The organism is Tardiphaga sp. (assembly GCF_044340795.1).
Taxonomy (GTDB): Bacteria; Pseudomonadota; Alphaproteobacteria; order Rhizobiales; family Xanthobacteraceae; genus Tardiphaga.
Genome location: NZ_JBIISY010000081.1, coordinates 1 through 25586, shown reverse-complemented (window position 1 = coordinate 25586; position 25586 = coordinate 1). Strand labels below are relative to the sequence as shown.

Here is a 25586-nt window from a genome sequence, read left to right as displayed (position 1 = left end):
CCGGGATCGGCTGTTCCGAAGGTGAGACATCTCCGCGCCAGTGGCAGGTCTGGCACCGATCCGTCCCGCCCGCAGGCGAGCCTCTTCCAGGCACCGCGCGACGCCCAAACCTTGGCGTCCACCGCATCCAGCCCCGCGAACGTGACGATCGCGCTCGCCCCTCTCACCGGGGCCGGACGGGACGGAACATAATCCTTTGTGGGATTTCGTCAAGAACAAAATAGGAACAATTTCGGACGGGGCTGTCCCTCCACCAAGCGGCGCAGCCGCGCCGTGGGGAGGGTGGATCAAAGCGAGCGTCCAGCGAGCTTTGAGACGGGTGGGGTGCTTCCCCAAGCTCCGACGTCACGTGGGGAGAGACCCCACCCGGCGCTACGCGCCACCCTCCCCAGTCGCTGCGCTCCGGGGAGGGAAACCACGCGCTTCTGCGCGTCACTGATCGCGGATGCGACGTCCTACTGCGTCACACCCAAGCCCGCTGCCAGCTCCGCCCACACCGGCGCTTCTTCCTTGTAGAGCGCGTTGCTCGCTTCCAGACTCATCGCGCCTTCATTGACGCCCTGGCTCTTGAGCAATTCGCGCACGCGATCGGTCTTGCTGGCGGCCAGGAACAGTGCATTGAGCTTTGCGACGATCTCCGGCGGCGTCTTGGCCGGCGCCATGCAGCCCTGGAAGGTCAGCAGCCCATGCGCGCGCGAGGTGGCGCCCTGCTCGCTGAAGGTCGCGACATCCGGCAACGCATCGATGCGGCGACGCGACACCGCGACGGGACGTCCCTTCCCCGTCTGCAGCACCGGCAAGGCAGCGGCATAGCTGCCGATGCCGGCATCGATGGAGCCGCCGGCGAGATCGCTCCACATCGGCGCCTCGCCGCGATAATGCACGGCCTCCATCTTCAGCCCGTACTGCTTGTTGAGCTCGACGATCACCATATGCGCGAAGGAGCCGGCGGCATAGGTGCCGACATTCACCTTCTCGGTCTTCTTCGCGTATTCGATGAAATCCTTCAGCGTCTTCGCGCCGGTCTTCTCGCTCACCACCAGCGGCAGGCTGCCACCGGGCATCACCGTGACCCAGGTGAAGTCTTCGGTGACATTGTATTTGATATCCTTGATGAGAACGGGATTGAGCATATAGGCGGTGGTGTTGCAGACCATCAGCGTGTGGCCGTCGGGATCGGAGCGCTTCAATTCCAGCGCGGCGACAGCGCCGCCGGCACCGGCCTTGTTCTCGATCACCACGGTCTGGCCGAGTTCACGCTGCAGATATTCGCCATAGACGCGCGAGAACTGGTCGGTCTGGCCGCCGGCTGCGGAGCCCGCGAGAATCTTGATGGGTTTTGTCGGCCAGCTATTGGCGCGCACGATTGACGGCGCACTCAGCAATGCAGCAGCGCCTGCGCCAATGGTGACGAATTGGCGTCGATTGAGCAGACGCAGATTGGTCGTCATGTTGTCCCTCCGGATATTTGTCTTGTCTCTTTGGACAAGTCCGGTGAGCATGACCTATTCGATGGCGGATGGCAAAGATGCGCGTTGTTTCCGCGACGCGGATTTTTGTGAGCGGCGAAAGATGTAGGATGGGTTGAGCGCAGCGATACCCATCACGACAGGCACCGGCGCTTGCGGTGATGGGTATCGCTTCGCTCAACCCATCCTACGGCTCACTGCCTGAACTTCGCCTGCCCCGATTTTCCTTCAGCAGTTTTCAGCGTGATGCTCACCGAGGCGCCCTTCGGGATGTCAGCTTTCGCTTCGCCCTTCAGCGTGTGACCGGACGCCGTCAGCGGCAGTGTCTCGCGCTCGCCGCCTGCGGCGAGCAGTGCGGAGGCCGAATAGCCGGCCGTCGAGAGTGCCTTGTTGGATTCGTCGAGAACATGGAAGGTCAGCGTCTTTCCCGACGCCGTCATCTCCACATGCACGCCGGCAACGTCCTCCATCGGGCCGCCATTCGGGCCCTTCTGATGAACGTGTTGCGCCAGTGCAGGCGTGGAGAACAACAAAGCGGATGCGACGAGCAGGATCTTCTTCATCAGTGGTTTCCTTGTGTTGAGCGGTCGTAGGTCGGATAGGCGTCCGCGGCCATCCTTCGAGACGCCGCTGCGCGGCTCCTCAGGATGAAGGCGGAGTATGAGCTGTAGAAGACCCTCATGGTGAGGAGCCCGCATAGCGGGCGTCTCGAACCATGCAGGCCAAGCAGCATCCTCATCACTCAAACGCTTCATGTGATTGCCTCGCCTCCCGGCGGAACAGGATATAGAGCGCCGGCAGGACCAGCAGCGTGAGGATGGTGGACGAGATGATGCCGCCAATGACGACGGTGGCGAGCGGACGCTGCACCTCGGCGCCGGGACCGGTGGCGATCGCCATCGGCACGAAGCCGAGCGAGGCCACCAGCGCCGTCATCATCACCGGACGCAGGCGCGTCAGTGCGCCTTCACGCACGGCCTCGGCGATCTTCATGCCCTCAGTGCGCAGCCGCTCGATGAAGGTGATGATCACGAGACCGTTCAGCACCGCGACACCGGACAGCGCGATGAAGCCGATGCCGGCGCTGATCGACAGCGGGATGTCCCGCAGCAGCAGCGCGGCGACGCCGCCGGTGAGCGCCAGCGGCACGCCGCTGAACACCAGTGCCGCATCCGCCGTCGAGCCGAGACTGATGAACAGCAGCAGGAAGATCAGCGCCAGGGCGACCGGCACGACGATGGTGAGACGCTTCGTGGCCGAGACCAGCTGCTCGAACTGGCCGCCCCAGCCGATCCAGTAACCGGACGGGAGTTTCACCTTCTCGGCCACCTGCGCCTGCGCATCGCTGACGAAGGAGCCGAGATCGCGGCCGCGCACATTGGCCGACACCACGATGCGGCGCTTGCCATTCTCGCGGCTGATCTGGTTCGGCCCCGGCGTGACCTCGATGGATGCCACCGCGGACAGCGGCGTATAGCGCATCTGTGACAGCGGCGAATTGCTGGTCAGCGACGCCCGCGTAGCCGTTGCGGCCGGCGCTTCCACCGCCGGCAACGGAATCGGCAGGTTCTTCATCGCCTCGACATCCGAGCGCATGTGTTCGGGTAGACGCACGACGAGATCGAAGCGGCGATCGCCTTCGAAGACGAGGCCGGCATGTTTGCCGCCCACCGCCGTCTCGACGATGCCCTGCACGTCCTGCACGCTGAGACCGAGACGCGACAGCGCCGGACGATCGAGCTTCACATTCAGCATCGGCAGGCCGCTGACCTGTTCGGTCTTCACGTCGGCGGCACCGGGCACGCCGCGCAGCACGGCCTCGACCTTGCCCGCTGTCTGCAACAGCTGGTCGAGATCGTCGCCAAAAATCTTGATGCCGACATCGCTGCGCACACCCGAGATCAGTTCGTTGAAGCGCATCTGGATCGGTTGGGTCAGCTCATAGACATTGCCGGGCAGCAGCTCGCCCTGCCGCTCGATGGCGGCGACGAGATCGGCCTTGCTGCGCTTCGGATCGGGCCACTGGTCGCGCGGCTTCAGCATCACGATGGTGTCGGCGACATTGGGCGGCATCGGATCGGTGGCGACTTCCGACGTGCCGAGCTTGGAAAACACCTCCTTCACCTCGGGCATTTCCAGCAGCACCTTTTCCAGCCGCATCTGCATGTCGATGCCCTGGGTCAGGCTGGTGCCGGGAATGCGCATGGCGTGCATGGCGACGTCGCCTTCATCCAGGCTCGGGATGAACTCGCCGCCCATCCGCGACGCTGCGAAGCCGGTGACGACGAGCAGCGCAACGGCTGCAACGGCGACCGAGCCGCGAAAGCGGATCGACAGAGCAAGCAGCGGCAGATAGACACGGCGGCAGCCGCGCATGAACAGGTTTTCCTTCTCCGTCACCTTGCCCGTCACCAGCAATGCCACCGCGGCCGGCACAAAAGTCATCGACAGGATCGATGCACCGGCCAGCGCCATCAGCACCGTCAGCGCCATCGGCGTGAACATCTTGCCCTCGACGCCGGTGAGCGTGAGCACGGGCAGATAGACCACGGCGATGATCAGCGTGCCCAACAGGCTGGGTTTGATCACTTCCTTCGATCCCGCAAGGATGGTGGCGAAACGCTCCTCACGGGTGAGCAGGCGTCCCTGCTTCTGCTGCTCATGGGCGAGCAGGCGCAGACAGTTCTCCACGATGATGACGGCGCCATCGATGATGATGCCGAAATCGATGGCGCCGAGGCTCATGAGATTGGCGCTGACCTTGCTCTCCACCATCCCGCTGATGGTGATCAGCATGGACAGCGGAATCACCAGCGCGGTGGCCACCGCGGCTTTGAAATTGCCCAGGATGAGGAACAGGATGACGATGACCAGCAACGCGCCTTCGAGGAGGTTCTTCTCGACGGTCGCGATGGTGGCCTCGACCAGTTTTGTGCGATCATAGAGCACGCGGGCGACGATGCCTTCCGGCAGCGTCTGCGCGATCGATTCCAGCTTGGCCGAAACGCGCTGCGACACCGTGCGGCTGTTCTCGCCCATCAGCAGCATGGCGGTGCCGAGCACGGTCTCCTTGCCGTCGAGGGTGGCGGCGCCGGTGCGCAGGTCGGTGCCGATCTGCACATCGGCGACATCGCTGATGCGCACCGGGACGCCGCTGCGCGAGCCGATCACCACATTGCGGATATCCTCGACATTGGCGACCTGCCCCGGCGTGCGGACGAGATATTGCTCGCCATTGCGTTCGATATAGCCGGCGCCGACATTGGCATTGTTGGCGGCCAGCGCCGTCATCACGTCGCGAAAGCTGAGGCGATAGGCCATCAGCTTGCTGGGATCGGGCAGCACGTGGAACTGCTTCTCGTAGCCGCCGATGGTGTTGACCTCGACCACGCCCGGCACCGTGCGGAGCTGCGGCTTGACGATCCAGTCCTGCACGGTGCGCAGGTCGATCGGCGTGATCGGCGAGCCATCGGCATTCTTCGCGCCCGGCTTGGCATCGAGCGCAAAGGTGTAGATTTCACCAAGGCCGGTGGAGATCGGGCCCATGGCGATCTCGATCCCGGTGGGGAGCTGGTCCTTCACCTGCTGCAGACGTTCGCTGACCTGCTGGCGCGCGAAATAGATGTTGGTGCCTTCGTTGAAGACGATGGTGACCTGGCTGAGCCCATAGCGCGACAGCGAGCGCGTATATTGCAGGCTCGGAATGCCGCTCATATTGGTTTCGACGGGAAATGTGATGCGCTGCTCGACCTCGAGCGGCGAATAGCCGGGCGCCTCGACATTCACCTGCACCTGCACATTGGTGATGTCGGGCACGGCGTCGATGGGCAGGCGGGTAAAATTCCAGGCGCCGAAGGCGGCGACGGCGAGCACGCCGATCATCACGAACCAGCGCTGGCGGATGGAGAATGCGAGAATGGCGTTGATCATGACGCGACTCCCTCGCCGTCATTGCGAGCGCAGCGAAGCAATCCAGTTCTTCCTTCATTTGGGTTTCTGGATTGCTTCGTCGCTTCGCTCCTCGCAATGACGAGCTTGTGTTCAATGGTCATGGGACGCCTCCGACTTGCCGAGTTCCGCCTTCACGACAAAACTGTTCTTCGCGGCATAGCGATCGCCATCCATCAGGCCGAACACGATCTCGACATTCTCGAAATCCCGCGATCCGATCTCGACCTCGCGGGTCTCGAACGTCTCGCCATTGCGGACGAACACGACATTCTTGTTCTCCACGGTCTGCAGCGCCGTGCCCTTGACGGCGACGGGCACCTGCTTGGCGGAGAGGATCAGCCGCGCCGAGACGAACAGGCCGGTGCGCAAACGCATGCCGTCATTGGCGACCACCGCGCGGACCAGCGCGCTTTGCGTGTCGCTGCTGCCGACCGGCGAGACGTAGGACAGTTTCGCCTCGATGGGCGTGCCGCCATCGCCGACATCGATCTGCACGGTGTCACCGATGCGGACGCGCGGCAGATCGCGGCGATAGACGGAGAGATCGACCCAGACGGTGGAGATGTCGGCGACGATGAAGGCCGGCTTCTGCTCCGAGGCATATTCGCCGAGCGAGATCTGGCGATCGATCACCGTGCCGGAAATCGGCGCGCGCATCTCATAGACCGTGAGGCTCTGATTGCTCTCGATCTTCGCCAGCAATTCGCCCTTCTCCACGGTGTCGCCGATGCGCTTCTTGATCTCGCGCACGACGCCGGGGAAGCGCGGCGTGACCTGCACCAGCGCTTCCTGGTTGGGCTGCAGGATGCCGTTCAGGATGATGGAATTGCGCAGCGTGCCCGGCGTCGCCGTGAGAATTTCGATGCCGGCCGCCGCGACCTTCGCATCGGACATCTGGACGATGCCCTCTTCCGCATGGGCATGGCCCTTGTCGCCGCCTTTGTCGCCATGGCCCTTGGCGCCATGTCCCTTCTCGCTGGCCTTCGCGGCCGGGGCAGCATTGCTGCTCGGCGCGGTGAGATAGACGCCGGTGCCGACAGCGATCGCTGCGGCAGCCATCAACACCATGAGTGGCTTGTTCATCGTGCGCTCCCCCGCGCCAGTGCAAACGGATTGCCGACCAGCCCCTCGATGGTGGCGACGGCGACATGGAAATTCTGTTGGGCTTCCTGCTCGCGCAGGCGCGCCTGGGCGAGGCTCGCCTGGGCATCGAGCACTTCGAGCAGCGAGTAGCGGCCCTGCCCGTAGCCTTCGGAGATCGCGGCGGCGGCATCGCGCGCTTTCGGGATGCCGGACTCGCGCAGGATCGCGAGTTCACGCAGCGAGCCCTGCAGCGTGTCATAGGCGCGGCCGGCCACGACGATCAGCGTGTTGCGGTTGCCCTGTCGCTCGGCGGCGGTCTTGGCGAGGCTTTCCTGGGCAGAGAGGATGTTGCCCTGGTTCTGGTCGAAGATCGGGATCGGCACCGAGACCGACAGGCGCACGGCGTTGTCCCCCGTATCGTGGAAGCGGCGCATGCCGGCGGAGACGGTGACATCGGGATAGGGTTTTAGCCGCGCGAGCAGCAGCTGCGCGTTGCGCTGGGCGAAAATCGCCTTCCAGCGCACGAGTTGCGGATTGGCGTCGATGGCGTTGACCACCGCCTGGAACGATGGCGGGCGGCCGGTGGCATCGAGGCGGCCGGACACGACAGAAAATTTCGGCGCCGTGTCGCCCATCAGGATCGCGAGTTCGCGGCGCGCGGAGGCAAGTGCCGCCTTGGTGCGTTCGCGATCGGCCTTCACCAGCGCAGAGGCGACATCGGCGCGGCCGGTCTCAGCCACGGAGGACGCACCGGCCTCGACGCGCCGCTGCAGCAGCGGCGAGATCTGGTCGATGGCCTCCACCTGCTCGTTCAGGATCTCGATGCGGCGCTGCAGGCCGAGCACATTGAGAAAGGCGATGGCGGTCTCGGATAGCACCTCCAGCCGCACAGCCTGCCGTTCGATGCCGGCGGCGGCGAGTCCGGCCTGCCCGGCGGCGATGCGCGCATCGCGCTTGCCCCAGAGTTCGAACATCTGGCTGATCTGCAGCGTCGAATCCGCCGATCGCGTACCGCGATAGGCGCCGGAACCGAGCGCGCCGTCGATCTCATAGGAAATCTCGGGATTGATCAGCGCGCCGGACTGGATGCGCTGGCCGCGCGCGATGCCGATATCGCGCTCGGCGGCGGTGAGACGCGGACTGGCGGCGAGCGCGCGCTGCAGCGCGCTGCCCATGGTGAGGGTCTGCGAATGCGCGTGCCGCGTCGGCATGAATGCGACGAGCAACGCAGCCGCGCACGCGAAACGCGTGGCGTATGTCGAGAACATGAGATGAGCCTGACGAAGAACGGATTCAGGGCGTGGATGCGCCCGGCGGTTGCGTTCAGGTCAGGGATTTGGGAGGCGGAGGATCGACGCCCGGCGGTAGGCCGCTGCGGTAGGTGTCCTGCGAGATGATCGCAAGCTGGATCGGCATGGTCACCGATGCCGTCGTGACGGGCTTGCCGATCGAGACCGGGAAGCAGCCGTGGCATTCAAGATCGATGGCGAAACCGAGCTCGACATGCGGGGTGCTTTCCTTGACATGCACCACGTCGTAGCGGCCGTGCGGCTTCACCACGTCGATATCGCACCAGCTATGGAGGAGCCCGGCCGTGAGATGTGCCATCAGCATGAGCACGACCAGTGCCTTGCGCGGAAGGCGCAGAACATGGCGGCGGAACATGCGGGCGGACGACGTCACGAGAGCCTCATTCGACGGATGTGCCGAGGTATCACGGCCGGTCCGGGCTGTCGATCTGCAATAGAGTTACATTCCGCACCCCAAAGTGTCGCACGGGTTCCGCGGTGCGCGGACATGAGGTTGTCATGAAGCCCATCGATGGGCCATCAACTGTAGGATGGGCACTCTTCGCTTTGCCCACCCTCCAGATGAATCCGCCCTACAGCTGAGTCCTTACTGCTGCTGCAGGTCCAGACCCGACGCAAGCTGCGCCCAGATCGGCCCCTCCTCCTTGAACACCGCCTGGCTCGCCTGCGCCGACATCGCGGCTTCATCGATGCCCTGGCTCTTGATCAGTTCACGCACGCGGTCGCTCTTGCCTGCGGCGACGAACAGATCGGAGAGACGCGCGACGATCTCCGGCGGCGTCTTTGCCGGCACCGAGCAGCCCTGGAACGACAACAGACCATAGCCGCGCGAGGTGGCGCCCTGTTCCTGGAACGTGGCGACATCCGGCAATGCATCGATGCGGCGGCGGGTGACGGCAACCGCGCGGCCCTTGCCGGTGTGCTGCACCGGCAGCGAGGCGGCATAGCTGCCGATGCCGCCATCGATGGCGCCGCCGATCAGATCGGCCCACATCGGCGCCTCGCCGCGATAATGCACCGCGCCCATCTTCAGACCATACTGCTTGTTGAGCTCCGCGATGATGATGTGCGCGAAGGAGCCGGCCGCATAGGTGCCGATATTCACCTTCTCGGCTTTCTTCGCATAGTCGATGAAGTCCTTCAGGGTCTTGGCGCCGATCTTCTCGCTTACCACCAGCGGCAGGCTGCCGGTGGGCATCATGGACACCATCGTGAAGTCTTCGGCGGCGTTATATTTGATGTCCTTGATGAAGACGGAGTTCAGCATGTAGGTGGTGGTGTTGCTCACCATCCAGGTATGGCCGTCGGGATCGGAGCGTTTCAGCTCCATCGCTGCCACCGCGCCGCCGGCGCCGGTCTTGTTCTCGACCACGATGGTCTGCCCGACCTCGCGCGAAATATAGTCGCCATAGGCGCGCGCGAACTGATCAGTCTGGCCGCCGGCCGCGAAGCCGGCGAGGATTTTGATGGGTTTGGTCGGCCAGGTGCTGGCGCGCACGATGGCAGGTGCGCAGAGCAAGGTCGCAGCACCTGCGCTTGCGGTGACGAATTGACGGCGGCTCAAATGGCGAAACGAATCTCGCATGTCGTCCTCCCGATGTGATCCCGTCTCTGTCGGACAGGTGCATCGAGTATGGACCGGTTTGGCGCGGGAACGCAAAGCGACATGCGCTCTGCCATAGGGCGGATGAGCGCAGCGTCATCCGCTGGCCGAGTTCAACGCTGAAACTCCGCGGCGGATTACGGCTTCGCCTTATCCGCCCTACGGAATTGGAAAATGCGTCCGCCAGTGCTGCGCGATATCGATACCGCGTGCGAACCACACGCCCTCATGCGCGCTCATATGTTCGAGCATCCTGATCAGCCCGCCGACGCGTCCGGGGCGACCGATCAGGCGGTCATGCAGGCCGATCGACAGCAACTTCGGCGCGCCGGCCTGGCCTTCTGCATAGAGCAGGTCGAAAGCGTCGCGCATGTAGGTGAAGAACTGGTCGCCAGTGGAGAAGCCGGAATTCTCGTTGAAGCGGTTGTCGTTGGATTCGTAGGAGTAAGGCACCACGAGGAACGGGCCGTGCGCGGTCTTCACCCAATACGGCAATTCATCGGCGAGTGAATCGCGGTCATAGAGAAAGCCACCTTCCTCGGCGAGCAGACGCCGCGTGTTCGGACCGGGACGCCCCGTCATCCAGCCGAGCGGACGCGAACCGGTGAGACCTTCGAGGATGTCGATCGCCTTGCGGATATGTGCGCGTTCGGTGTCTTCATCCACATCGCAGTAGTCGATCCAGCGATAGCCGTGGCTGACCATCTCGTGGCCGCGCGCGACGCAGGCTTTTGCCAGTTCGGGATTCTGCTCCATCGCGCGGGCAACACCCAAAATGCTGACCGGCACCTTGAAGCGATCCAGCACATCGAGAATGCGCCAGGCGCCGCGGCGGCTGCCATATTCGAACACGGATTCCACCAGCGGCACGCGCACGCCCTCTTTCGTGGGCACGCCGATATCGTTGAGCATGCCTTCGGAGACCGCATCGCCATTGGCCAGCGTAGACTCGCCGCCGCCTTCGATGTTGAGGCTGATGCTGATGGCGATCTTCGCGCCATTCGGCCATTTCGGATCGGGCGAACGCGCGCCATAACCGACGAGATCGCGGGCGATCATCGCATCGGGGCGGATATCGCCGGGCTTCATCGCTGCAGATTCGGACATAGGGCCTCCGGAATGGCGCGGTCGAGCGGAACGGTGCAGGCATCATAACCGAAGAACCAGTCGGTCTCGGTCGGACCATGCATCCACGAATTGGCGATGGAGATCTGCTGGATATCGGCGACGCGCGGAATACGGATCATAGTGTAACGCGCGAAGGCGGTCGCGGGATCGCCGAACTCGGCGATGCAGCGCGAGAGGATCGCGGCATCCTCGATGGCTGCGGAGCCACCGGCGGCCATGAACGGACGCACGGCGTGACAGGCATCGCCCATCAGCACCACGCGGCCCTTGTACCAGGTGTCGTTGCGCGGGCGATCGAAGATCGGCCACACGGTGACGTCGTCAGCGGCTTCCACCGCGCGCTTCAGATCGGGATGCGCATCGTCGAAGGCCGCGATGAATTCATCGCGATCGCCCTTCACGGGCGAGCCGTCGCCGTCCCAGCGATCCTTCGGCAGCGCCGCCATCACATAGACTTCCTGACGGTCGGGGGTCATGTAATAGGCCAGTGTGTGGCGATCCGGCGCCCACCATTTCGTGCAGTCGTCGATGGGGTCACCCTTGATGCGGCTGGCCGGGAACACCGCGCGCGGTGCAGAACGCCCGATGAAGCGCGGCTCTTCCGCACCAAGGATGAATTCGCGTGTGATGGAGCGGATGCCGTCGGCGCCGATGGCGATATCGGCCTCCGCGCTCGCGCCGTTCTCGAAGCGTAGCGTGAGCGCATCGCCGCGCTCGTCGATGCCGGCGAGCTTGTGCGAGAAGCGGATCGTGCCCGGCTGCAGCGGTCGCTGCAGCAACTGGTGCAGGTCCGCGCGATGAATGTTGACGAACGGACCGCCGAAGCGCGCTTCGCATTCGGCGTCGAAATCGAGCTTGTAGAGCTGTTCGCCCGTTTGCCAGGCGCGGCTCAGAAACGCATCCGGCCGGATCCCGGTGGAGGCAAAGGCCTCTTCGAGATCGAGGCGACGCAGCACCTTCGAGACATTGGCGCCGAGAATGATGCCAGCGCCAATGCGCGAAAAGCTCGGCGACTGCTCATAGACCGCCACCTGAAATCCCGCACGCTGCAGCAGCCCGGCCGCCGTAAGACCGGCAAGGCCCGCGCCGAGAACGGCGATCCGTGTTCCGCGATCCATCTGTCATCCCTGTCGCAAAAGGCACCGGACAGCGGCCAGCGCCAGATCATTCGATAGCTAACGATTTCGCATATGACGGACGGTTGAACGCTGTCAAGCGCCGCCATTTCGCGCCTGCGAAAGAAGCTGAATGCGCGGAATTTGCGCGAAGAACGACAATATATGGCGCGATTTTAGGCAGCCATCTCGTTGATCTCCATCAAGGCAAAATCTAACTTTCATTCGATTGCGAACGAAATGGAGTGCGAGGATGCGCTCCAAAAAGCCGGCCTCCACTCCAGTCACCCGAAGGTCAAACCATGAATTTCCGCGCTCGCCTCACCGCTGCCCTGCTCGCGACCCTGGCCACGGCCGGCGTGTCCACCGCCCAGGCGGCGGACATCAACTTCATCACCGATTTCGGCTTCAACGGCCGTCACGCCTATTTCTACGTCGCCCGCGAGAAGGGCTACTACAAGGCCGAGGGCTTTGACGTGAACTTCGTGCGCGGCCAAGGCTCGGCCGACGCGATCAAGAAGGTCGCCGCCGGCGTTGCCAATTTCGGTTTCGCCGATGCGGGCTCGCTGGTGCTGGCGCGCGGCAATGACGGCGTGCCGGTCAAACTGGTCTCGGTGGTCTATGCGAAGCCGCCGCAGGCGATCTTCGCGGTGAAGGGCAGCGGCATCAATTCGCCGAAGGATCTCGAAGGCAAGACCGTCGCCGACACGGCATCGAGCTCGGTGCGTCTCCTCTTCCCGGCTTTCGCCAAGGCGGCCGGCATCGATGCCAGCAAGGTGAAGTGGGTGGTGGCCGAGGGCTCGGCCCTGCCGTCGCTGCTGGCCAATGGCCGCGCGGACGCGATCTGCCAGTTCTCGGTCGGCGAGCCGCTGATCGCCGCCGCCGTGGCGCCGAAGGAAGTGGTGCGCATCAACTACGCCGACACCAATCTCGATTACTACGGCAATGGCCTGATCGCGTCGGAAGAGATGATCGCCAAGAACCCGGACCAGGTGAAGGCTTTTGTCCGCGCGACCATCAAGGGCATGAAGGATGCTTTCGCCAATCCGGCGGAAGCCGCCAGCATCATGGCGAAATACGAGAAGGCGCTTGCCCCCGCCGTCATCGAAGGCGAGACCAAGCTCGTCAAGGAGCTTGCCGAGGTGAAGGGCAAGCTCGGTCATATCCAGCCGAAGAGCATCGCCAGCACCGTGGATGTGATGTCGACCAACTTCTCGCTGAAGACGCCGGTGAAGCCGGAGGACCTGTTCGCACCGGGCTTTGTCGACTGATGACGGCGACCGCTCCCCTCACCTCCTCGCCGTCGCGGCCTGCCGCGGCGGTGGTCCCGGCAATCGATATCAAGGGCGTCACCAAGACCTATCCCGGCAAGGGCGGCAAAGCCACGCATGCGCTGGGGCCGGTGGACCTGCGCATCGATCCCGGCAGCTTTGTTTCGGTGGTCGGCCCCTCCGGCTGCGGCAAGTCCACACTGCTGCGCCTCGTCGCCGGGCTGGAAATGCCGGACAGCGGCACCATGCAGCGCTATGGCACGGATCTCGACGGCCCATCGCATGAAGTCGGCATCGTGTTTCAGGAGCATGTGCTGTTTCCGTGGGCGAGCATTCTCGACAATGTCCTGCTTCCCGCCGATGTGCTGGCGCTGCCGAAGGCCGCCGCGCGCGAGCGGGCGCTGAAGCTGCTCGAACTCACCGGGCTGAAGGACTTTGCCCATCAGCGGCCGCAGGCACTGTCCGGCGGCATGAAGCAGCGCGCCGCCTTCTGCCGCGCGATGATTTCCGACCCGCGTTTGCTGCTGCTGGACGAGCCTTTTGGCGCGCTCGATGCGCTGACGCGCGAAGAACTGTCGCTCGAACTCTCGCGGCTGTGGCAGGAGCTCGGCCGCGCCGCGCTGCTGATCACCCATGATATCGAGGAAGCGATCTTGCTCGGCGACCGCGTGCTGATCATGTCGGAACGCCCCGGCACCATCCGCGCCGACATCACCATCGACCTGCCGCGCCCGCGCAATGCCGACACGGTGAAGCTGCCGCGATTCCAGGAGATCAAGAACCAGATCCGCGACATCATCTTCAACCGGGTGCCCTCATGACCTCGCGCTTCATCGACCGCGCGGCGACGCCGCTGATCTATCTCGGCCTGCTCATTGGCTGGGAGATCATCTGCGACACCATGAAAATCCCGACCTGGATACTGCCGGCGCCATCGGAGATCTATGCATCCGCCGTGAAATGGGCGCCGGAGCTCGCCTCCAACACCATCGTGACCCTGCGCGAGACCGTGCTCGGCTTCGTCTTCGCGATCCTGCTGTCGCTGCCGCTGGCGATCCTGATCAGCCTCAATCCGCTGGCACGGCGCATCATCTATCCGATCCTGCTCGGCCTGCAGTCAGTGCCGAAAGTCGCCGTCGCGCCATTGATCATCCTGTGGTTCGGCCTTGCCGAATGGCCGAAGATCATCGTGGTCGTGCTGGTCTGCTTCTTCCCGATCCTCGTCAACATGGTGGCCGGCTTCGAGGCCGCGCCGAAGACCATGCTCGACCTGATGCGCTCGCTCGGCGCCTCGCCGCATGTGGTGTTTCGCCGGCTACGGCTGCCGGTGGCGCTGCCGCACTTCTTCACCGGCTGCAAGGTGGCGGTGACCTTTGCGGTGATCGGCGCGGTCATCAGCGAATTCGTCGCGGCGCAGGACGGGCTGGGCTATCTCATCCTCACCTCCACCGCGCAGTCGCAGACGCCGCTCGCTTTCGCCGCCATCGCATTGCTCACGGTGCTGAGTATTGCGCTCTTCCACGGCATCGAGTTTATCGAGAAGCGTGTGATCGACTGGACGCCGTAACCGAATGACCGACGAAACAGCAGGAGCCAAACCACCTTCGCGCCGCCCGACGCGCGCGCGGGCGGCGATGCGCGAGCAGGTCGATGCGATCTTCGCGCAGTGGCAGGCGGAGCGGCCGGATATCGATCCGAGCCCGGTGCACATCTACGGCCTCATCGGCCGCATCCAGATGCAATGCACGATGCTGATCGACGAGGCGCTGGCGCCGTTCGACCTGACACGCGGCACCTATGACGTGCTGACCGCCCTGCGCCGCGCCGGTGCGCCCTACAGCCTGTCGCCGAAGCAGATCGCGCAGTCGCTGTTGTTATCGGGCGCGGGACTGACGAGCCGGCTCAACAAGCTGGAGGCGCAGAATTATCTGGCGCGGTTGCCGGAGCCGAATGACCGGCGGACATTGCGGGTGCAGCTCACCTCGGCGGGCGAGGCCGTGATCAATGAAGCGATCCCGCGGGTGTTCGACGTGCAGCGCAGCCTGCTGCTGCCGCTTGGGCTGGAAGGACAGCAGCGGCTGATGCAGGAGCTGATGCGCTTTGCCGATGTGATCGACGGGCGGCAGTCTCAGACGTAGGGTGGGCAAAGGCGCGCAGCGGCGTGCCCACCTTCAAGTGCACGGCTGGTGAAGGTGGGCACGCTTGCGCTTTGCCCACCCTACAGATGGCTTACGCCTTGCCGCCAGAGTTCTTCCGCGTCTCGGCGACCCAGTTCTTCGCGCCGGTGGCCAGGATGCCGCTGTCATTGAGCAGCGTCACCAGCTTGAAGCCCATGGCGATGTTCTTGGCGGCGCCGACCGGGCCCGAGCAATGGATGCCCGGCGCAATGCCACGCTTGTCGCATTCCTTGATGAGCTTGTCGTAGATCTTGAGGATCTCCGGCTCCTCGCGATCGAGCTTCGGCACGAGGCCGTAGGAATAGCCGAGATCGCTCGGGCCGACATAGACGCCCGCAATGCCGTCGACATCGAGGATGGCTTCCATATTGTCGATGGCGGTCTTGGTTTCCAGCATCGGGATGCAGAGCGTCTCGGCGTTCGCGGTTTCCTGATAGGTGCCGCCAGCGCCATACATGCCGGCGCGGATCGGACCGTTGGAGCGGGTGCCGCGCGGCGGATATTTGCAATACTGGACGAAGTTCTCGGCTTCTTCCTTGGTGTTGACCATCGGGCAGATCACGCCATAGGCGCCGCCATCGAGCACCTTGCCGATGATGCCGGGCTCGTTCCACGGCACGCGGACCATCGGCGTGACGTCATGGCCGTTCATGGCCTGGAAGCAGGTGACCATGGACTGATAGTCCTGCACGCCGTGCTGGATATCGACGGTGACGCTGTCGAAGCCACATTGCGCCATCACCTCGGCCGAGAAGCCCGACGGGATCGCCAGCCACGCATTGACGACGGCGCCGCCCTTTGCCCAGATGTCCTTGACCTTGTTTGCCATTGGTATTCCCTCCGTATTGGTGATGCGTCTTCTGGTGATCCGTCATGACCGGGTGCGTCCCGTCCACTGAGGTCTTGATGCGGGCGAAGTCTGCAAGACATGGATGCCCGGCACAAGGCCGGGCATGATGCCGGAGAGCGTCGCACAATGCATGACTACGATGTCGCGTGCTTGACAGCTTCTTCGCTGACGCCGACATCGCGTGCGGTCTGCACGATGGCAGCCCATGTTTCATCCGGCAGCGGCACACCATTCGCGGTGCGATCTGCGCGGGTCTTGGCCTCGTTGTCGCCAGGGATCATCACGGCATCGACGCCGGCGGCCGGCTTGGCGCTCTTGAAGAACTCCACATAGCGCGCGACTTCGCCATCAAAGAAGTTGGCGGGGTCGATCTTCTTCGGGTCGATATAGATCGAGAACATACCGTTGGCGAACGGGCGGCCATGTTTGGTGGCGCCGTTGCCGGTGAGCGCGCCGCCGAGCAATTCGCAGATCAGCGCGAGGCCTGAGCCCTTGTGATCGCCGAAGGCGCGGATAGCGCCCTGCCCCTTGGAATGATCACGGGTGCCGTCGACATTCGGTCCGTAGAGCAGGAACGGATCCTGGCTGAGATCGCCATTCGGTGCGATCAGCGCTCCCTCGGGCAGTTTCTTGCCACCGCGCGAGGCAACCAGCACCTTGCCCTCGGCGACGACAGACGTTGCGAAATCCAGCACCACCGGCGGACCGCCCGCACGCGGGATGCCAACGCAATAAGGCGCGGTCGACAGACGACGCTCGACACCGCCATAGGGCGCGACCAGCACGGAGCCAGCGGCCGTCACGAAATGGATGGAGACGAGACCTTCTGCCGCAGCCATCTCGGCCCAGTCGCCGATGCGGCCGATGTGACCGGAATTCTTAGTGGCAATCGCCGACAGGCCGGCGGCCTTGCACTTCTCGATGCCGAGCTTCACCGCCTGCGGGCCGACGGTCTGGCCATAGCCGAAGCGGCCATCGACCACCGCGAGCGACGGCGTATCGACCGGGATCTCGATGATCTGGTTCGGGATGATCATCCCGTTATTGCGCCAGCGGATATAGACGGGCACGCGGATGACGCCGTGGCTGTCATGGCCGGTGAGATTTGCCGTGGTGAGATAGGTGGCGATGCGGTTCGCTTCCTCCTTGGTGGAAGACGCGCGCTCAAAAACCTCGGCGACGAAGGCGATCAGCTTATCGACTTGAACTGTAACCATGGCGGGACATTCGTCCTTGTTGGTGGGCTTGTGGCCTAATGCGCGGGCAGCCCGGCTGCGGGCTTGCCGTGACCGCCGAGATAGGCGGCTGCAATGGCCTCATTGGCCCAGAGATCCTCCGGTTTGCCGTCGAGCACGATACGGCCGGTTTCCAGCACGTGGCCATGATCGGCGACAGACAAACCCATGCGCGCATTTTGCTCCACGAGCAAGACCGTGGTGGACTGCCGGATCTCGGTAATGATGCGGAAGACCGCCTGTACGATCACCGGCGCGAGGCCGAGCGACGGCTCGTCCAGCAGCAGCAGCCGCGGCTTGGCCATCAGCCCGCGTGCCACCGCGACCATCTGCAACTGGCCGCCGGACAGGGTCCAGCCCAGCGCATCGGTGAATTTCCGTATGTCGGGAAACAGGTCGAACATCGCATCCGCTTCGCGGGAGAGCTCCGCCTTGCTCGTCTTGCGGTTGGAGCCGCCGAGCATGATGTTCTCCTTCACCGTCAGGCCGGGAAACACCCGCCTGCCCTCCGGCACGTGGGAAATGCCCATGCGGACAATCGCTTCCGGGCCGAGGCCGGCGATCGACTTGCCGTCGAACAGGATGTCGCCGGAGGCGGGCTTGGCGAGGCCGGAGATGGCGCGCAGCGTGGTGGACTTGCCGGCACCATTGGCACCGAGCAGCGTCACCACCTGCCCTTCCTCGACCTTGAAGCTGATGCCCTGCAGGGCGACGATCTCGCCGTAGCGGACGTGAAGGTCCTTGATTTCGAGCAGCGCCATCACGCAGTTCCCAGATAGGCAGAGACGACATCGGGATGACGCAGCACGGCCATCGACTCGCCGTCCGCGATGCGGCGTCCGAAATTGAGCACGGTGATGTGCTGGGCGGCTTCCGACACCAGCGTCATGTCGTGATCGATGATGAGGATCGTCAGCCCCTGCGCGGCGATGCGCTTGAGCAGCTCGTGCAGTTCCAGCTTTTCGCTGGAGTTCAGACCGGCGGCGGGCTCGTCGAGCAGCAGCAGCGTCGGATTGCCGGCGAGTGCGCGGGCGATCTCGATCAGGCGCTGATGGCCATAGGAGAAGCTGGAGATCAGCTCATTGGCACGCGAGCCGAGGCCGACAAAGGTGAGTGCCGCCAGCGCGCGTTCGGTGAGTGCGGTGTGGTTGCCATTGCCGACCAGCGTATTGCCCGGACGTTCGGCACCGATGACAACGTTTTCCAGCGCCGTCATCGAGCGGAACAGGCGGATGTTCTGGAACGTGCGGCCGAGGCCCGCGGCCGCACGCAGATGCGGCTGCATGGTGGTGACATCGGTACCATCCAGCACGACCTTGCCGGAGGTTGCTTCATAAAGGCCCGACAGCACATTGAGAGTCGTCGTCTTGCCGGAGCCGTTGGGCCCGATCAGCGCATGCACGCCGCCGCGATGCACGGCGATGTCGACTTCATCGACGGCTTTCAGGCCGCCGAAATGTTTCGACAGGCCGGTGACGCGCAGCACCATCTCGTCGCCGGTCGCAGCCGGCTTCAGCACCAGCGGAGCCGCGGATGGCATCACCTTCTTCGGTGGCCGCAGGCGATCATAGGCCATGCTGACCCATCCCCAGATGCCATCGGGCATGAAGCGGATGATGAGGATGACCGACAGGCCGTAGATGGCGAGATAGAGGCCAGGCACGCTCTTGAGGAAGCGCAGCCATTCCGGGATCAGGATCAGCAGGCCGGTGCCGATGGCCGATCCGATCGGCGACGCCACGCCGCCGAGCAACGACATCGTCAGGAACACGATGGATTCGGCGAAGGAGAACTGATCCGGCGAGATGTAGGCGAAGCCGCCGGCGAACAGGCCGCCGCCGAGACCGCCGAGCAGCGCGCAAATCGCGAAGGCGTAGATCTTGGTGCGAAACACATCGATGCCGTTGACGCCAGCGGCCAGCTCGTTGTCGCGCACCGCACGCATGGCGCGGCCGAGGCGCGTATCGGGCAGATGCCAGACGAGATAGCCGACGATGGCGAGTACCGCGACACAGAAGGCGAGATAGGCCTGCGATGACATGAACAGCGACGGGCGACCGATCTTCGACACGCCGTCCGGGCCTTTTGTCAGCCAGATGGCGTTGATCATGATGAGCGTGATGATCTGCTGGAACGAGATCGTCACCATCGCGAGATAGTGCCCGCCGAGCCGCAGCGTAGACAGGCCGAGCAACGCACCGGCCGCCAGCGCCATGGCGCAGCCACCGAACAGACAGAGCCAGTAGTTCAACTGATAGTCGGTCGTGCCGAGGCCGACCGCATAGGCACCGAAGCCGAAGAACGCCGCCTGCGCGAGATTGATCTGGCCGCACAGGCCGAGCACCACCGACAGGCCGAACACGGCGATGGCAAACGTGGTGGCCTGCATCAGGATGTTGAGGATGTAGCCGTCGAACCGCATGGATGCCGCGAGGAAAACGAGGATCGCGGCGCCGATGAAATACGGTGCGTGGCGGATCAGCAGCGGCTTCGGGCGCGCAATGTCGGCGACCGACTGGATGTTTTCGGTGGTGCTCATGCTTTCTCCGCGACGCGCTCGCCAAAAATGCCCTGCGGGCGGAAGATCAGGAACAGCACCAGCACCAGGAAGGCGAAGCCGTCCTTGTAGGGCACGGAGATATAGGCGGCGCCGAACGTCTCGATGATGCCGAGCGCGATGCCGCCAATGATGGCGCCGGCGACATCACCAAAACCGCCGATGATGGTGGCGGCAAAGGCCTTCAGTGCGATGGTGGCGCCCATCTGGATCGACACGAACAGGATCGGCGCGACCAGGATGCCGGCGAGCCCGCCGAGCACCGCCGAATAGATGAAGGTGATCATGATCATCGTGGAGACGGAGATGCCGAGCAGCGAGGCCATCTCCTTGTCCTGCGAGGTTGCCTGCAGCTTCTTGCCGATCATCGTGTGTTCGAAGAACCACCAGTTGAACACGACCAGCGCCAGCGTGACGGCGATGATGAGCAGATACTGGTTGTCGAGATAGACCGGGCCGAGCTGGATGCCGGGCGTATCGAACCAGCCCTGCAGCACCTGCGGCTGCGGGCCATACAGCGCCAGCACGCCATTGGCCATCAGGATGGACGCGCCGATGGTGGCGATGATCACCGGGAGATAGGTGCGATGGCGCAGTGGATAATAGACACCGAGATTGAAGATGACGCCGATGACCGCCATGCCGGCCAGCGCGATAATGAAGGACAGCCAGTAAGGCAGCGCCAGATCGACCGCGCAGACCACCATCAGATAGGCGGCGACCATGGAGAATTCGCCTTGCGCGAAATTGACCACGTTCGTCGCGCGAAAAATCAGCACGAAGCCGAGCGCGACCAGCGCATAGACCGAACCGATGCCGATGCCGGTGAAGAGGAGTTGGAGGACGAGATCCATCGAGGATTTCCAAGATCGTCATTGCGTGGAGCGAAAGCGACGAAGCAATCCAGTTCTTTCTGCGCTTGTGGCCTTCTGGATTGCTTCGCTGCGCTCGCAATGACGGTTGAGAGGCAGGCGCTGAACACTTCGAGATCCCGGATTCACGCGCGGAAGTCGCGCGTGCCCCGGGATCGACAACTAAGGCCGCGGCAGCGGCCTTAGTTGTCGAACTCGATATGCTTGTCGAAAACGATGTTGCCCTTGTCGTTCTTCACGATGTTGTAGCCGTGCAGGCCGTCGCCGTTCTTGTCGAAATTGTATTCGCCCTCTGCGCCCGGATACTTCTTGATGGCCAGGATCGCCTCGCGGATCTTCTGCGGATCGGTGGAGCCCGCATTCTTGATGGCGGTCGCCAGCACATTGATCGCATCGAACGGCCAGGAGCTCTGGTTGTCCGGCGCAACCTTGTAGGCATCGCGATAGGCCTTGCCGAACGCCTTTGCGGCATCGGACGATTCCTCGGCGTAATCGGCGACACCATAGGTGTTGTACAGCGCCGGGCCCGCGAGCTTCAGCGCGGTGACGTTCACGATCGAGGGCGAGCCGACCCACGGGATGTTGACGCCGAGCTGGCGCAACTGGCGGGCAAAGATGCCGAGATCATTTTCGAAGGTGAAGTAGGAGCCGAGAATGTCGGCGCCGGATTGCTTGATGGCGAGCACGACCGGCGTGAAATCCTGGCTCTGATTGGCATAGCCCTGATCGATCGCCACGGTGGCGCCGAGCGGGCCGAGCGCTTCGGTCAGCGCCTTGCCGCCGGCCGTGCCGAAGGCGTCGGTGGAATGCAGCACCGCCCACTTCTTCTTGCCCAGCGTCTTCACGCCATATTCGGCGATGACGCGGCCGGAATAGCTGTCATTGGGGCGGAAGCGGAACAGCCAGGGATTGCCGAGTTTTGTCAGATTGGGATCCGTGCCGCCGAACATCACCGGCTTGCCGAGCTTCAGCACGTCGGGTGCCATCGCATGCACCTGGGTGGAGCGGATCGATCCGAGGAAGCCCACGATCTCCGGATTGGCGGCGAGCTTGGAGAAAGCCAGCACGATGCCGGGATTGGTAGTCTGGTCGTCCTCGATGATCAGCTCGATCTGCTTGCCGAGAATGCCGCCGGCCTTGTTGATGGCCTCGACCGCAAGCTTGGCGCCGCCGGTGGCATATTTGCCGGCTTCGGCCGCGGGGCCGGTGATCGGCGCGCACATGCCAATCTTGATCGTTCCACCGCCCTGTGCGCGCGCGCTACCGATGATGTAAGGGGCAGCCAGACCGGCAGCAATGCCGGCCGTGAATCCACGTCGGGTCAGCGTCATCAAATCCTCCCACAGAGGCCGGACTTGAACGCCAGCCTTCTTTTGATTTTGACGACGTGGAGTTGAGCGAAAAATTCGATGCCTGTCTACAGTGACTGTGAAATTCGTACGATGAATTCATGGCAGCGCTGCAGAAACGACTTTGCTCCAAAATTATGCAGACGAGCAATCGCCCCCGTCCCGATCCTCGGCAGGCATGGCCTCCAGGCACGCTTCCAGTTCATGCAGCATCGCCTGCAATTCGACGAGTTTGCGCGCACCAAAACGCTTCGTCATCTCACCGTAGATGGCCTCGGATGTCGGCGCGACGGTTTCGATCAGCCGCAATCCCTTTGGCGTGATCGAAACGATGCTGCGGCGCAAATCCGATTTCAGAAGATGGCGCGCGATCAGTTTGCGTTCCTCCAGATCACGCAGGATTCGCGACAGGCTGGGGCCGAGCAGAAAGGCGACACGCGCCAGTTCCGTGACCTCGATGTCGCCGGACGCCGCCAGCGCGCGAAGAATGCGCCATTGCTGCTCGGTGAGATCATGCGCCCGCAGCGACGGGCGGAAGTGGCGCATCACGCCTTCCCGCGCCCGCAGCAGCGACATCGGAAGTGATTGCGAGAAATCACGCATGGGAAGCTTGGCGGGTGCACGCGATCTGGGCGCAGTGGTCATGATGGGCTCACGGGTCGGCGAGTTGCATTGCACAATCGAAATTCACGGATGCTGTTTGATCGCGATCACTTAACATGTTAATCGTCTCCACGGAAAGCCGCTCATAAGACGGCGCCGGTCAGGGATGGGACATGCCTCATTTCAGCATCGAATATTCTGCCAATGTCGGGACCGCCGCGGATATCGGCGCCTTGTGCGAGGTGGTCCGCAAGGCCGCCGTCGAGACCGGCATCTTCCCTTTGGGCGGCATCCGCGTGCGCGCGATCCGCTGCGAGCATTACGCCATCGCCGACGGCCTGCCCGATGCCGGCTTCGTCGATATCCTCCTGCGGATCGGTGAAGGCCGTTCGCTCGAGGCCCGGCAGACAGCGGGCGCGCATATCTTCGACGCTGTCTCCGCTTTCTTCGATCCGGCGTTTCTGGCCGGCAGCAAATTCGCGCTCTCGCTGGACATCCAGATCAATGATTCCGCGACGAGCTGGAAGCGCAACAACATTCACGACATGCTGAAAACCGAGGCCGACAATGGCTAAGCCCCCTGCCGATCCCGCTGCCGTCTTCAAAGACAATCAGGAACGTGCCGCGCCGCTGCTGAAAACATTGCGTGCTGATGGCATCGGCCATCGCATTGATGGCGAGGTCGTCGCCGCGTCATCCGGCGAGACATTCGAGACCACCTCGCCTATCGATGGCGCTGTGCTGGCGAGCGTCGCGCGGGGCACCAGGGAGGATATCGACAAGGCGGCGAAGGCCGCACAAGGCGCTTTCAAGGCGTGGCGCGAGATGGCGCCGGCTGCACGGCGCAAACTGCTGCACCGGATTGCCGATGCCATCGAGGATCATGCGGACGATATCGCCACGCTGGAATGTATCGACACCGGCCAGGCCTGGCGCTTCATGTCCAAGGCGGCTGTGCGCGGTGCGGAGAACTTCCGCTTCTACGCCGACCGCTGCGTCGAGGCGCGTGACGGGCTCAACACGCCTGCGGAAGAGCACTGGAACATCTCGACCCGCGTACCGATCGGTCCTGTCGGCGTCATCACGCCATGGAATACGCCGTTCATGCTGTCGACCTGGAAGATCGCGCCGGCCCTCGCCGCCGGCTGCACGGTGGTGCACAAGCCGGCGGAGTGGTCGCCGATCACGGCGGACCTGCTGGCGAAACTTGCGAAGGAAGCCGGCCTGCCCGATGGCGTGCTCAACACCGTGCATGGCATCGGCGAGGAAGCGGGCAAGGCGCTCACGGAACATCCCATCATCAAGGCCATCGCCTTTGTCGGCGAGAGCGCGACGGGCTCGGCCATCATGGCGCAGGGCGCGCCGACGCTGAAGCGCGTGCATTTCGAACTCGGCGGCAAGAATCCGGTGATCGTGTTCGACGATGCCGATCTCGACCGCGCGCTCGATGCAGTGGTCTTCATGATCTATTCGCTGAATGGCGAGCGCTGCACATCATCAAGCCGGTTGCTGATCCAGCGCAGTGTTGCGGACAAATTCATCGAGAAGCTTGTTGCGCGCGTGAAGGCGTTAAGGATCGGGCATCCGCTCGATCCGGCCACGGAGGTCGGGCCGCTCATCCATGAGCGACACCATGCCAAGGTCTGCAGCTATTTTGACGTGGCGCGCAAGGACGGCGCCACCATCGCCGTCGGCGGCAAGGCGCATGACGGCCCCGGCGGCGGGCATTATGTGCAGCCGACGCTGGTGATCGACGCAACGCCCGGGATGCGCGTGGCGCAGGAGGAGGTGTTCGGCCCGTTCCTCACGGTGATCCCCTTCAAGGACGAGGCGGAGGTCATCGCCATCGCCAATGACGTACCATATGGCCTGACCGGCTATGTATGGACCAACGAGATGGGCCGCGCGCTGCGCGTGGCCGATGCGCTGGAGGCCGGCATGATCTGGCTCAACTCGGAAAATGTCCGCCATCTGCCGACGCCGTTCGGCGGCATGAAGGCCTCCGGCATCGGCCGCGACGGCGGCGACTATTCGTTCGACTTCTACATGGAGACCAAACACGTCTCGCTGGCGAAGGGGACGCACAAGATCCAGAGAATGGGGACCTGACCCATGCCCGCGCCGGTTCATGTCTTCGATCCGCCCTTCAACATCCTGCGCGCCAGCCATGTGGTGCTGGATGTCACTGATCTCGCGGCCAGCCGCAAATTCTACGAGGACATTGTCGGCCTCCATGTGGAGGACGCCGACAGTGACACCGTTTATCTGCGCGCCGTGGAGGAGCACCAGCATCACTCGCTGGTGCTGCGCAAGGCGGCCATCGCCGGGTGCCATCGCCTCGGCTTCCGCGTCGCCAGCGAAAATGATCTCGACAGAGCCGGCGCCTTCTTCGCCGCCAATGGCATCAGCTATTCCTTCGTCGATCGTCCGTTCCAGGGCCGAACGTTGCAGGCCACCGATCCGTTCGGCTTCCAGCTCGAACTCTATGCATCCATGGAAAAGCGCCCGCATCTGTTGCGCCGTTTCGATCTCTACAAGGGCTGCCATCCGCAGCGACTCGATCACTTCAACGTCTTCGCTGCCGAATTGCAGGACACCATCGATTTCTATGCGCGGCTCGGCTTCCGCCTGACCGAATATGCCGAGGAAGACGGCGACAATGGCCGCATCGCCGCCGCCTGGATGCATCGCAAGGGCAATGTCCACGATCTCGCTTTCACCAATGGCAAGGGACCGCGGCTGCATCACTTCGCCTATTGGGTGCCGACCGCGATGAACATCGTGCATTTGTGCGATGTGATGGCGTCGTCCGGCTATCTCGCCAATCTCGAACGCGGCCCCGGCCGGCATGGCATTTCCAACGCGTTCTTCCTCTATGTGCGCGATCCCGACGGGCACCGTCTCGAGCTCTATACCTGCGACTACCAGACCATGGACGGCGACCACGAACCGCTGCGCTGGTCGCTGAAGGACCCGCGCCGCCAGACACTGTGGGGTGCGCCAGCCCCGCGCT

At 63.6% G+C, this 25586-nt stretch carries 23 protein-coding genes; 7 read left to right on the top strand and 16 right to left on the bottom strand.

The window, feature by feature from the left end:
• Positions 1-455: 455 nt before the first annotated feature.
• From ACIQ17_RS15100 to ACIQ17_RS15060, 9 genes are all read right to left on the bottom strand, one after another.
• Positions 456-1451 (bottom strand): Bug family tripartite tricarboxylate transporter substrate binding protein, encoded by a 996-nt coding sequence (locus ACIQ17_RS15100; RefSeq protein WP_398469867.1) that lies wholly within the window; start codon positions 1449-1451, stop codon positions 456-458.
• 212 nt (positions 1452-1663) lie between these two features.
• Positions 1664-2032 carry a hypothetical protein gene (locus ACIQ17_RS15095; RefSeq protein WP_398469866.1) on the bottom strand — a complete coding sequence of 123 codons (369 nt, stop codon included), beginning with the start codon at positions 2030-2032 and terminating at the stop codon, positions 1664-1666.
• Between the two features lie 175 nt (positions 2033-2207).
• Entirely contained in the window at positions 2208-5399 is a 3192-nt protein-coding gene (locus tag ACIQ17_RS15090) for an efflux RND transporter permease subunit (protein ID WP_398469865.1), read from the bottom strand.
• Positions 5400-5510: 111 nt separating this feature from the next.
• Positions 5511-6503, bottom strand: coding sequence for a divalent metal ion exporter adaptor subunit IhpB (gene ihpB, locus ACIQ17_RS15085; protein WP_398469864.1), 993 nt, complete (start codon positions 6501-6503; stop codon positions 5511-5513).
• A complete protein-coding gene (gene ihpA / locus ACIQ17_RS15080) occupies positions 6500-7771 on the bottom strand; it encodes a divalent metal ion exporter subunit IhpA (protein ID WP_398469863.1) in 1272 nt (423 codons plus the stop codon). Before ihpA ends, ihpB begins: the two co-directional genes overlap by 4 nt.
• A gap of 55 nt (positions 7772-7826) precedes the next feature.
• The gene (locus tag ACIQ17_RS15075) at positions 7827-8186 is read right to left on the bottom strand and encodes a hypothetical protein (RefSeq protein WP_398469862.1); all 360 of its coding nucleotides are present in this window, start codon (positions 8184-8186) and stop codon (positions 7827-7829) included.
• A gap of 213 nt (positions 8187-8399) precedes the next feature.
• Positions 8400-9398 (bottom strand): Bug family tripartite tricarboxylate transporter substrate binding protein, encoded by a 999-nt coding sequence (locus tag ACIQ17_RS15070; protein WP_398469861.1) that lies wholly within the window; start codon positions 9396-9398, stop codon positions 8400-8402.
• Between the two features lie 177 nt (positions 9399-9575).
• Positions 9576-10523, bottom strand: a complete 948-nt coding sequence (locus ACIQ17_RS15065; protein WP_398469860.1) for a polysaccharide deacetylase family protein — start codon at positions 10521-10523, stop codon at positions 9576-9578.
• Positions 10502-11662 carry an FAD-dependent oxidoreductase gene (locus ACIQ17_RS15060; protein WP_398469859.1) on the bottom strand — a complete coding sequence of 387 codons (1161 nt, stop codon included), beginning with the start codon at positions 11660-11662 and terminating at the stop codon, positions 10502-10504. Before ACIQ17_RS15060 ends, ACIQ17_RS15065 begins: the two co-directional genes overlap by 22 nt.
• A 299-nt stretch (positions 11663-11961) precedes the next feature.
• On the opposite strand from ACIQ17_RS15060, the gene ACIQ17_RS15055 reads away from it, so the two are divergent.
• From ACIQ17_RS15055 to ACIQ17_RS15040, 4 genes are read left to right on the top strand one after another with little or no spacing between them, the layout of a single operon-like run.
• The gene (locus ACIQ17_RS15055) at positions 11962-12930 is read left to right on the top strand and encodes an ABC transporter substrate-binding protein (RefSeq protein ID WP_398469858.1); all 969 of its coding nucleotides are present in this window, start codon (positions 11962-11964) and stop codon (positions 12928-12930) included.
• Entirely contained in the window at positions 12930-13751 is an 822-nt protein-coding gene (locus tag ACIQ17_RS15050; protein ID WP_398469857.1) for an ABC transporter ATP-binding protein, read from the top strand. The genes ACIQ17_RS15055 and ACIQ17_RS15050 overlap by 1 nt, the downstream gene beginning before the upstream one ends.
• Positions 13748-14497 carry an ABC transporter permease gene (locus ACIQ17_RS15045; RefSeq protein WP_398469856.1) on the top strand — a complete coding sequence of 250 codons (750 nt, stop codon included), beginning with the start codon at positions 13748-13750 and terminating at the stop codon, positions 14495-14497. Before ACIQ17_RS15050 ends, ACIQ17_RS15045 begins: the two co-directional genes overlap by 4 nt.
• A gap of 4 nt (positions 14498-14501) precedes the next feature.
• The gene (locus ACIQ17_RS15040; protein ID WP_398469855.1) at positions 14502-15068 is read left to right on the top strand and encodes a MarR family winged helix-turn-helix transcriptional regulator; all 567 of its coding nucleotides are present in this window, start codon (positions 14502-14504) and stop codon (positions 15066-15068) included.
• Positions 15069-15159: 91 nt separating this feature from the next.
• On the opposite strand, the gene ACIQ17_RS15035 is transcribed toward ACIQ17_RS15040, so the two are convergent.
• From ACIQ17_RS15035 to hpaR, 7 genes are all read right to left on the bottom strand, one after another.
• Positions 15160-15936, bottom strand: a complete 777-nt coding sequence (locus ACIQ17_RS15035; protein WP_398469854.1) for an HpcH/HpaI aldolase/citrate lyase family protein — start codon at positions 15934-15936, stop codon at positions 15160-15162.
• A gap of 155 nt (positions 15937-16091) precedes the next feature.
• A complete protein-coding gene (locus ACIQ17_RS15030; protein WP_398469853.1) occupies positions 16092-17174 on the bottom strand; it encodes a malate/lactate/ureidoglycolate dehydrogenase in 1083 nt (360 codons plus the stop codon).
• A gap of 35 nt (positions 17175-17209) precedes the next feature.
• Positions 17210-17953, bottom strand: coding sequence for an ABC transporter ATP-binding protein (locus ACIQ17_RS15025; RefSeq protein WP_398469852.1), 744 nt, complete (start codon positions 17951-17953; stop codon positions 17210-17212).
• On the bottom strand, positions 17953-19731 hold the full coding sequence (locus tag ACIQ17_RS15020; RefSeq protein WP_398469851.1) for an ATP-binding cassette domain-containing protein: 1779 nt from the start codon (positions 19729-19731) through the stop codon (positions 17953-17955). The genes ACIQ17_RS15025 and ACIQ17_RS15020 overlap by 1 nt, the downstream gene beginning before the upstream one ends.
• A complete protein-coding gene (locus ACIQ17_RS15015; RefSeq protein WP_398469850.1) occupies positions 19728-20603 on the bottom strand; it encodes a branched-chain amino acid ABC transporter permease in 876 nt (291 codons plus the stop codon). Before ACIQ17_RS15015 ends, ACIQ17_RS15020 begins: the two co-directional genes overlap by 4 nt.
• A 200-nt stretch (positions 20604-20803) precedes the next feature.
• Positions 20804-21952, bottom strand: coding sequence for an ABC transporter substrate-binding protein (locus ACIQ17_RS15010; protein ID WP_398469849.1), 1149 nt, complete (start codon positions 21950-21952; stop codon positions 20804-20806).
• A 153-nt stretch (positions 21953-22105) separates the two neighbouring features.
• On the bottom strand, positions 22106-22615 hold the full coding sequence (gene hpaR, locus ACIQ17_RS15005) for a homoprotocatechuate degradation operon regulator HpaR (RefSeq protein ID WP_398469848.1): 510 nt from the start codon (positions 22613-22615) through the stop codon (positions 22106-22108).
• 131 nt (positions 22616-22746) lie between these two features.
• Here hpaR and ACIQ17_RS15000 point away from each other — a divergent pair, with 131 nt between their 5' ends.
• From ACIQ17_RS15000 to hpaD, 3 genes are all read left to right on the top strand, one after another.
• Complete coding sequence (locus ACIQ17_RS15000) at positions 22747-23148, top strand: 5-carboxymethyl-2-hydroxymuconate Delta-isomerase (RefSeq protein ID WP_398469847.1); 402 nt, start codon at positions 22747-22749, stop codon at positions 23146-23148.
• The gene (gene hpaE / locus ACIQ17_RS14995) at positions 23141-24682 is read left to right on the top strand and encodes a 5-carboxymethyl-2-hydroxymuconate semialdehyde dehydrogenase (RefSeq protein WP_398469846.1); all 1542 of its coding nucleotides are present in this window, start codon (positions 23141-23143) and stop codon (positions 24680-24682) included. The genes ACIQ17_RS15000 and hpaE overlap by 8 nt, the downstream gene beginning before the upstream one ends.
• Positions 24683-24685: 3 nt before the next feature.
• On the top strand, positions 24686-25586 hold a 901-nt coding region (gene hpaD / locus ACIQ17_RS14990; RefSeq protein WP_398469845.1), incomplete at its 3' end, for a 3,4-dihydroxyphenylacetate 2,3-dioxygenase.

Bases quoted from the DNA above. Each gene is read 5' to 3' on its own strand.
- ACIQ17_RS15050 (WP_398469857.1), top strand. From the start codon at position 12,930: ATGACGGCGACCGCTCCCCTCACCTCCTCGCCGTCGCGGCCTGCCGCG.
- ACIQ17_RS15040 (WP_398469855.1), top strand. From the start codon at position 14,502: ATGACCGACGAAACAGCAGGAGCCAAACCACCTTCGCGCCGCCCGACG.
- hpaR (WP_398469848.1), bottom strand. From the start codon at position 22,615: ATGACCACTGCGCCCAGATCGCGTGCACCCGCCAAGCTTCCCATGCGT.
- ACIQ17_RS15000 (WP_398469847.1), top strand. From the start codon at position 22,747: ATGCCTCATTTCAGCATCGAATATTCTGCCAATGTCGGGACCGCCGCG.
- hpaE (WP_398469846.1), top strand. From the start codon at position 23,141: ATGGCTAAGCCCCCTGCCGATCCCGCTGCCGTCTTCAAAGACAATCAG.
- ACIQ17_RS15070 (WP_398469861.1), bottom strand. From the start codon at position 9,398: ATGCGAGATTCGTTTCGCCATTTGAGCCGCCGTCAATTCGTCACCGCA.
- ACIQ17_RS15055 (WP_398469858.1), top strand. From the start codon at position 11,962: ATGAATTTCCGCGCTCGCCTCACCGCTGCCCTGCTCGCGACCCTGGCC.
- ACIQ17_RS15045 (WP_398469856.1), top strand. From the start codon at position 13,748: ATGACCTCGCGCTTCATCGACCGCGCGGCGACGCCGCTGATCTATCTC.
- ACIQ17_RS15060 (WP_398469859.1), bottom strand. From the start codon at position 11,662: ATGGATCGCGGAACACGGATCGCCGTTCTCGGCGCGGGCCTTGCCGGT.
- ACIQ17_RS15035 (WP_398469854.1), bottom strand. From the start codon at position 15,936: ATGGCAAACAAGGTCAAGGACATCTGGGCAAAGGGCGGCGCCGTCGTC.
- ACIQ17_RS15020 (WP_398469851.1), bottom strand. From the start codon at position 19,731: ATGAGCACCACCGAAAACATCCAGTCGGTCGCCGACATTGCGCGCCCG.
- ACIQ17_RS15015 (WP_398469850.1), bottom strand. From the start codon at position 20,603: ATGGATCTCGTCCTCCAACTCCTCTTCACCGGCATCGGCATCGGTTCG.
- ihpB (WP_398469864.1), bottom strand. From the start codon at position 6,503: ATGAACAAGCCACTCATGGTGTTGATGGCTGCCGCAGCGATCGCTGTC.
- ACIQ17_RS15030 (WP_398469853.1), bottom strand. From the start codon at position 17,174: ATGGTTACAGTTCAAGTCGATAAGCTGATCGCCTTCGTCGCCGAGGTT.
- ACIQ17_RS15025 (WP_398469852.1), bottom strand. From the start codon at position 17,953: ATGGCGCTGCTCGAAATCAAGGACCTTCACGTCCGCTACGGCGAGATC.
- ACIQ17_RS15010 (WP_398469849.1), bottom strand. From the start codon at position 21,952: ATGACGCTGACCCGACGTGGATTCACGGCCGGCATTGCTGCCGGTCTG.
- ACIQ17_RS15065 (WP_398469860.1), bottom strand. From the start codon at position 10,523: ATGTCCGAATCTGCAGCGATGAAGCCCGGCGATATCCGCCCCGATGCG.
- ACIQ17_RS15100 (WP_398469867.1), bottom strand. From the start codon at position 1,451: ATGACGACCAATCTGCGTCTGCTCAATCGACGCCAATTCGTCACCATT.
- ACIQ17_RS15090 (WP_398469865.1), bottom strand. From the start codon at position 5,399: ATGATCAACGCCATTCTCGCATTCTCCATCCGCCAGCGCTGGTTCGTG.
- ihpA (WP_398469863.1), bottom strand. From the start codon at position 7,771: ATGTTCTCGACATACGCCACGCGTTTCGCGTGCGCGGCTGCGTTGCTC.
- ACIQ17_RS15095 (WP_398469866.1), bottom strand. From the start codon at position 2,032: ATGAAGAAGATCCTGCTCGTCGCATCCGCTTTGTTGTTCTCCACGCCT.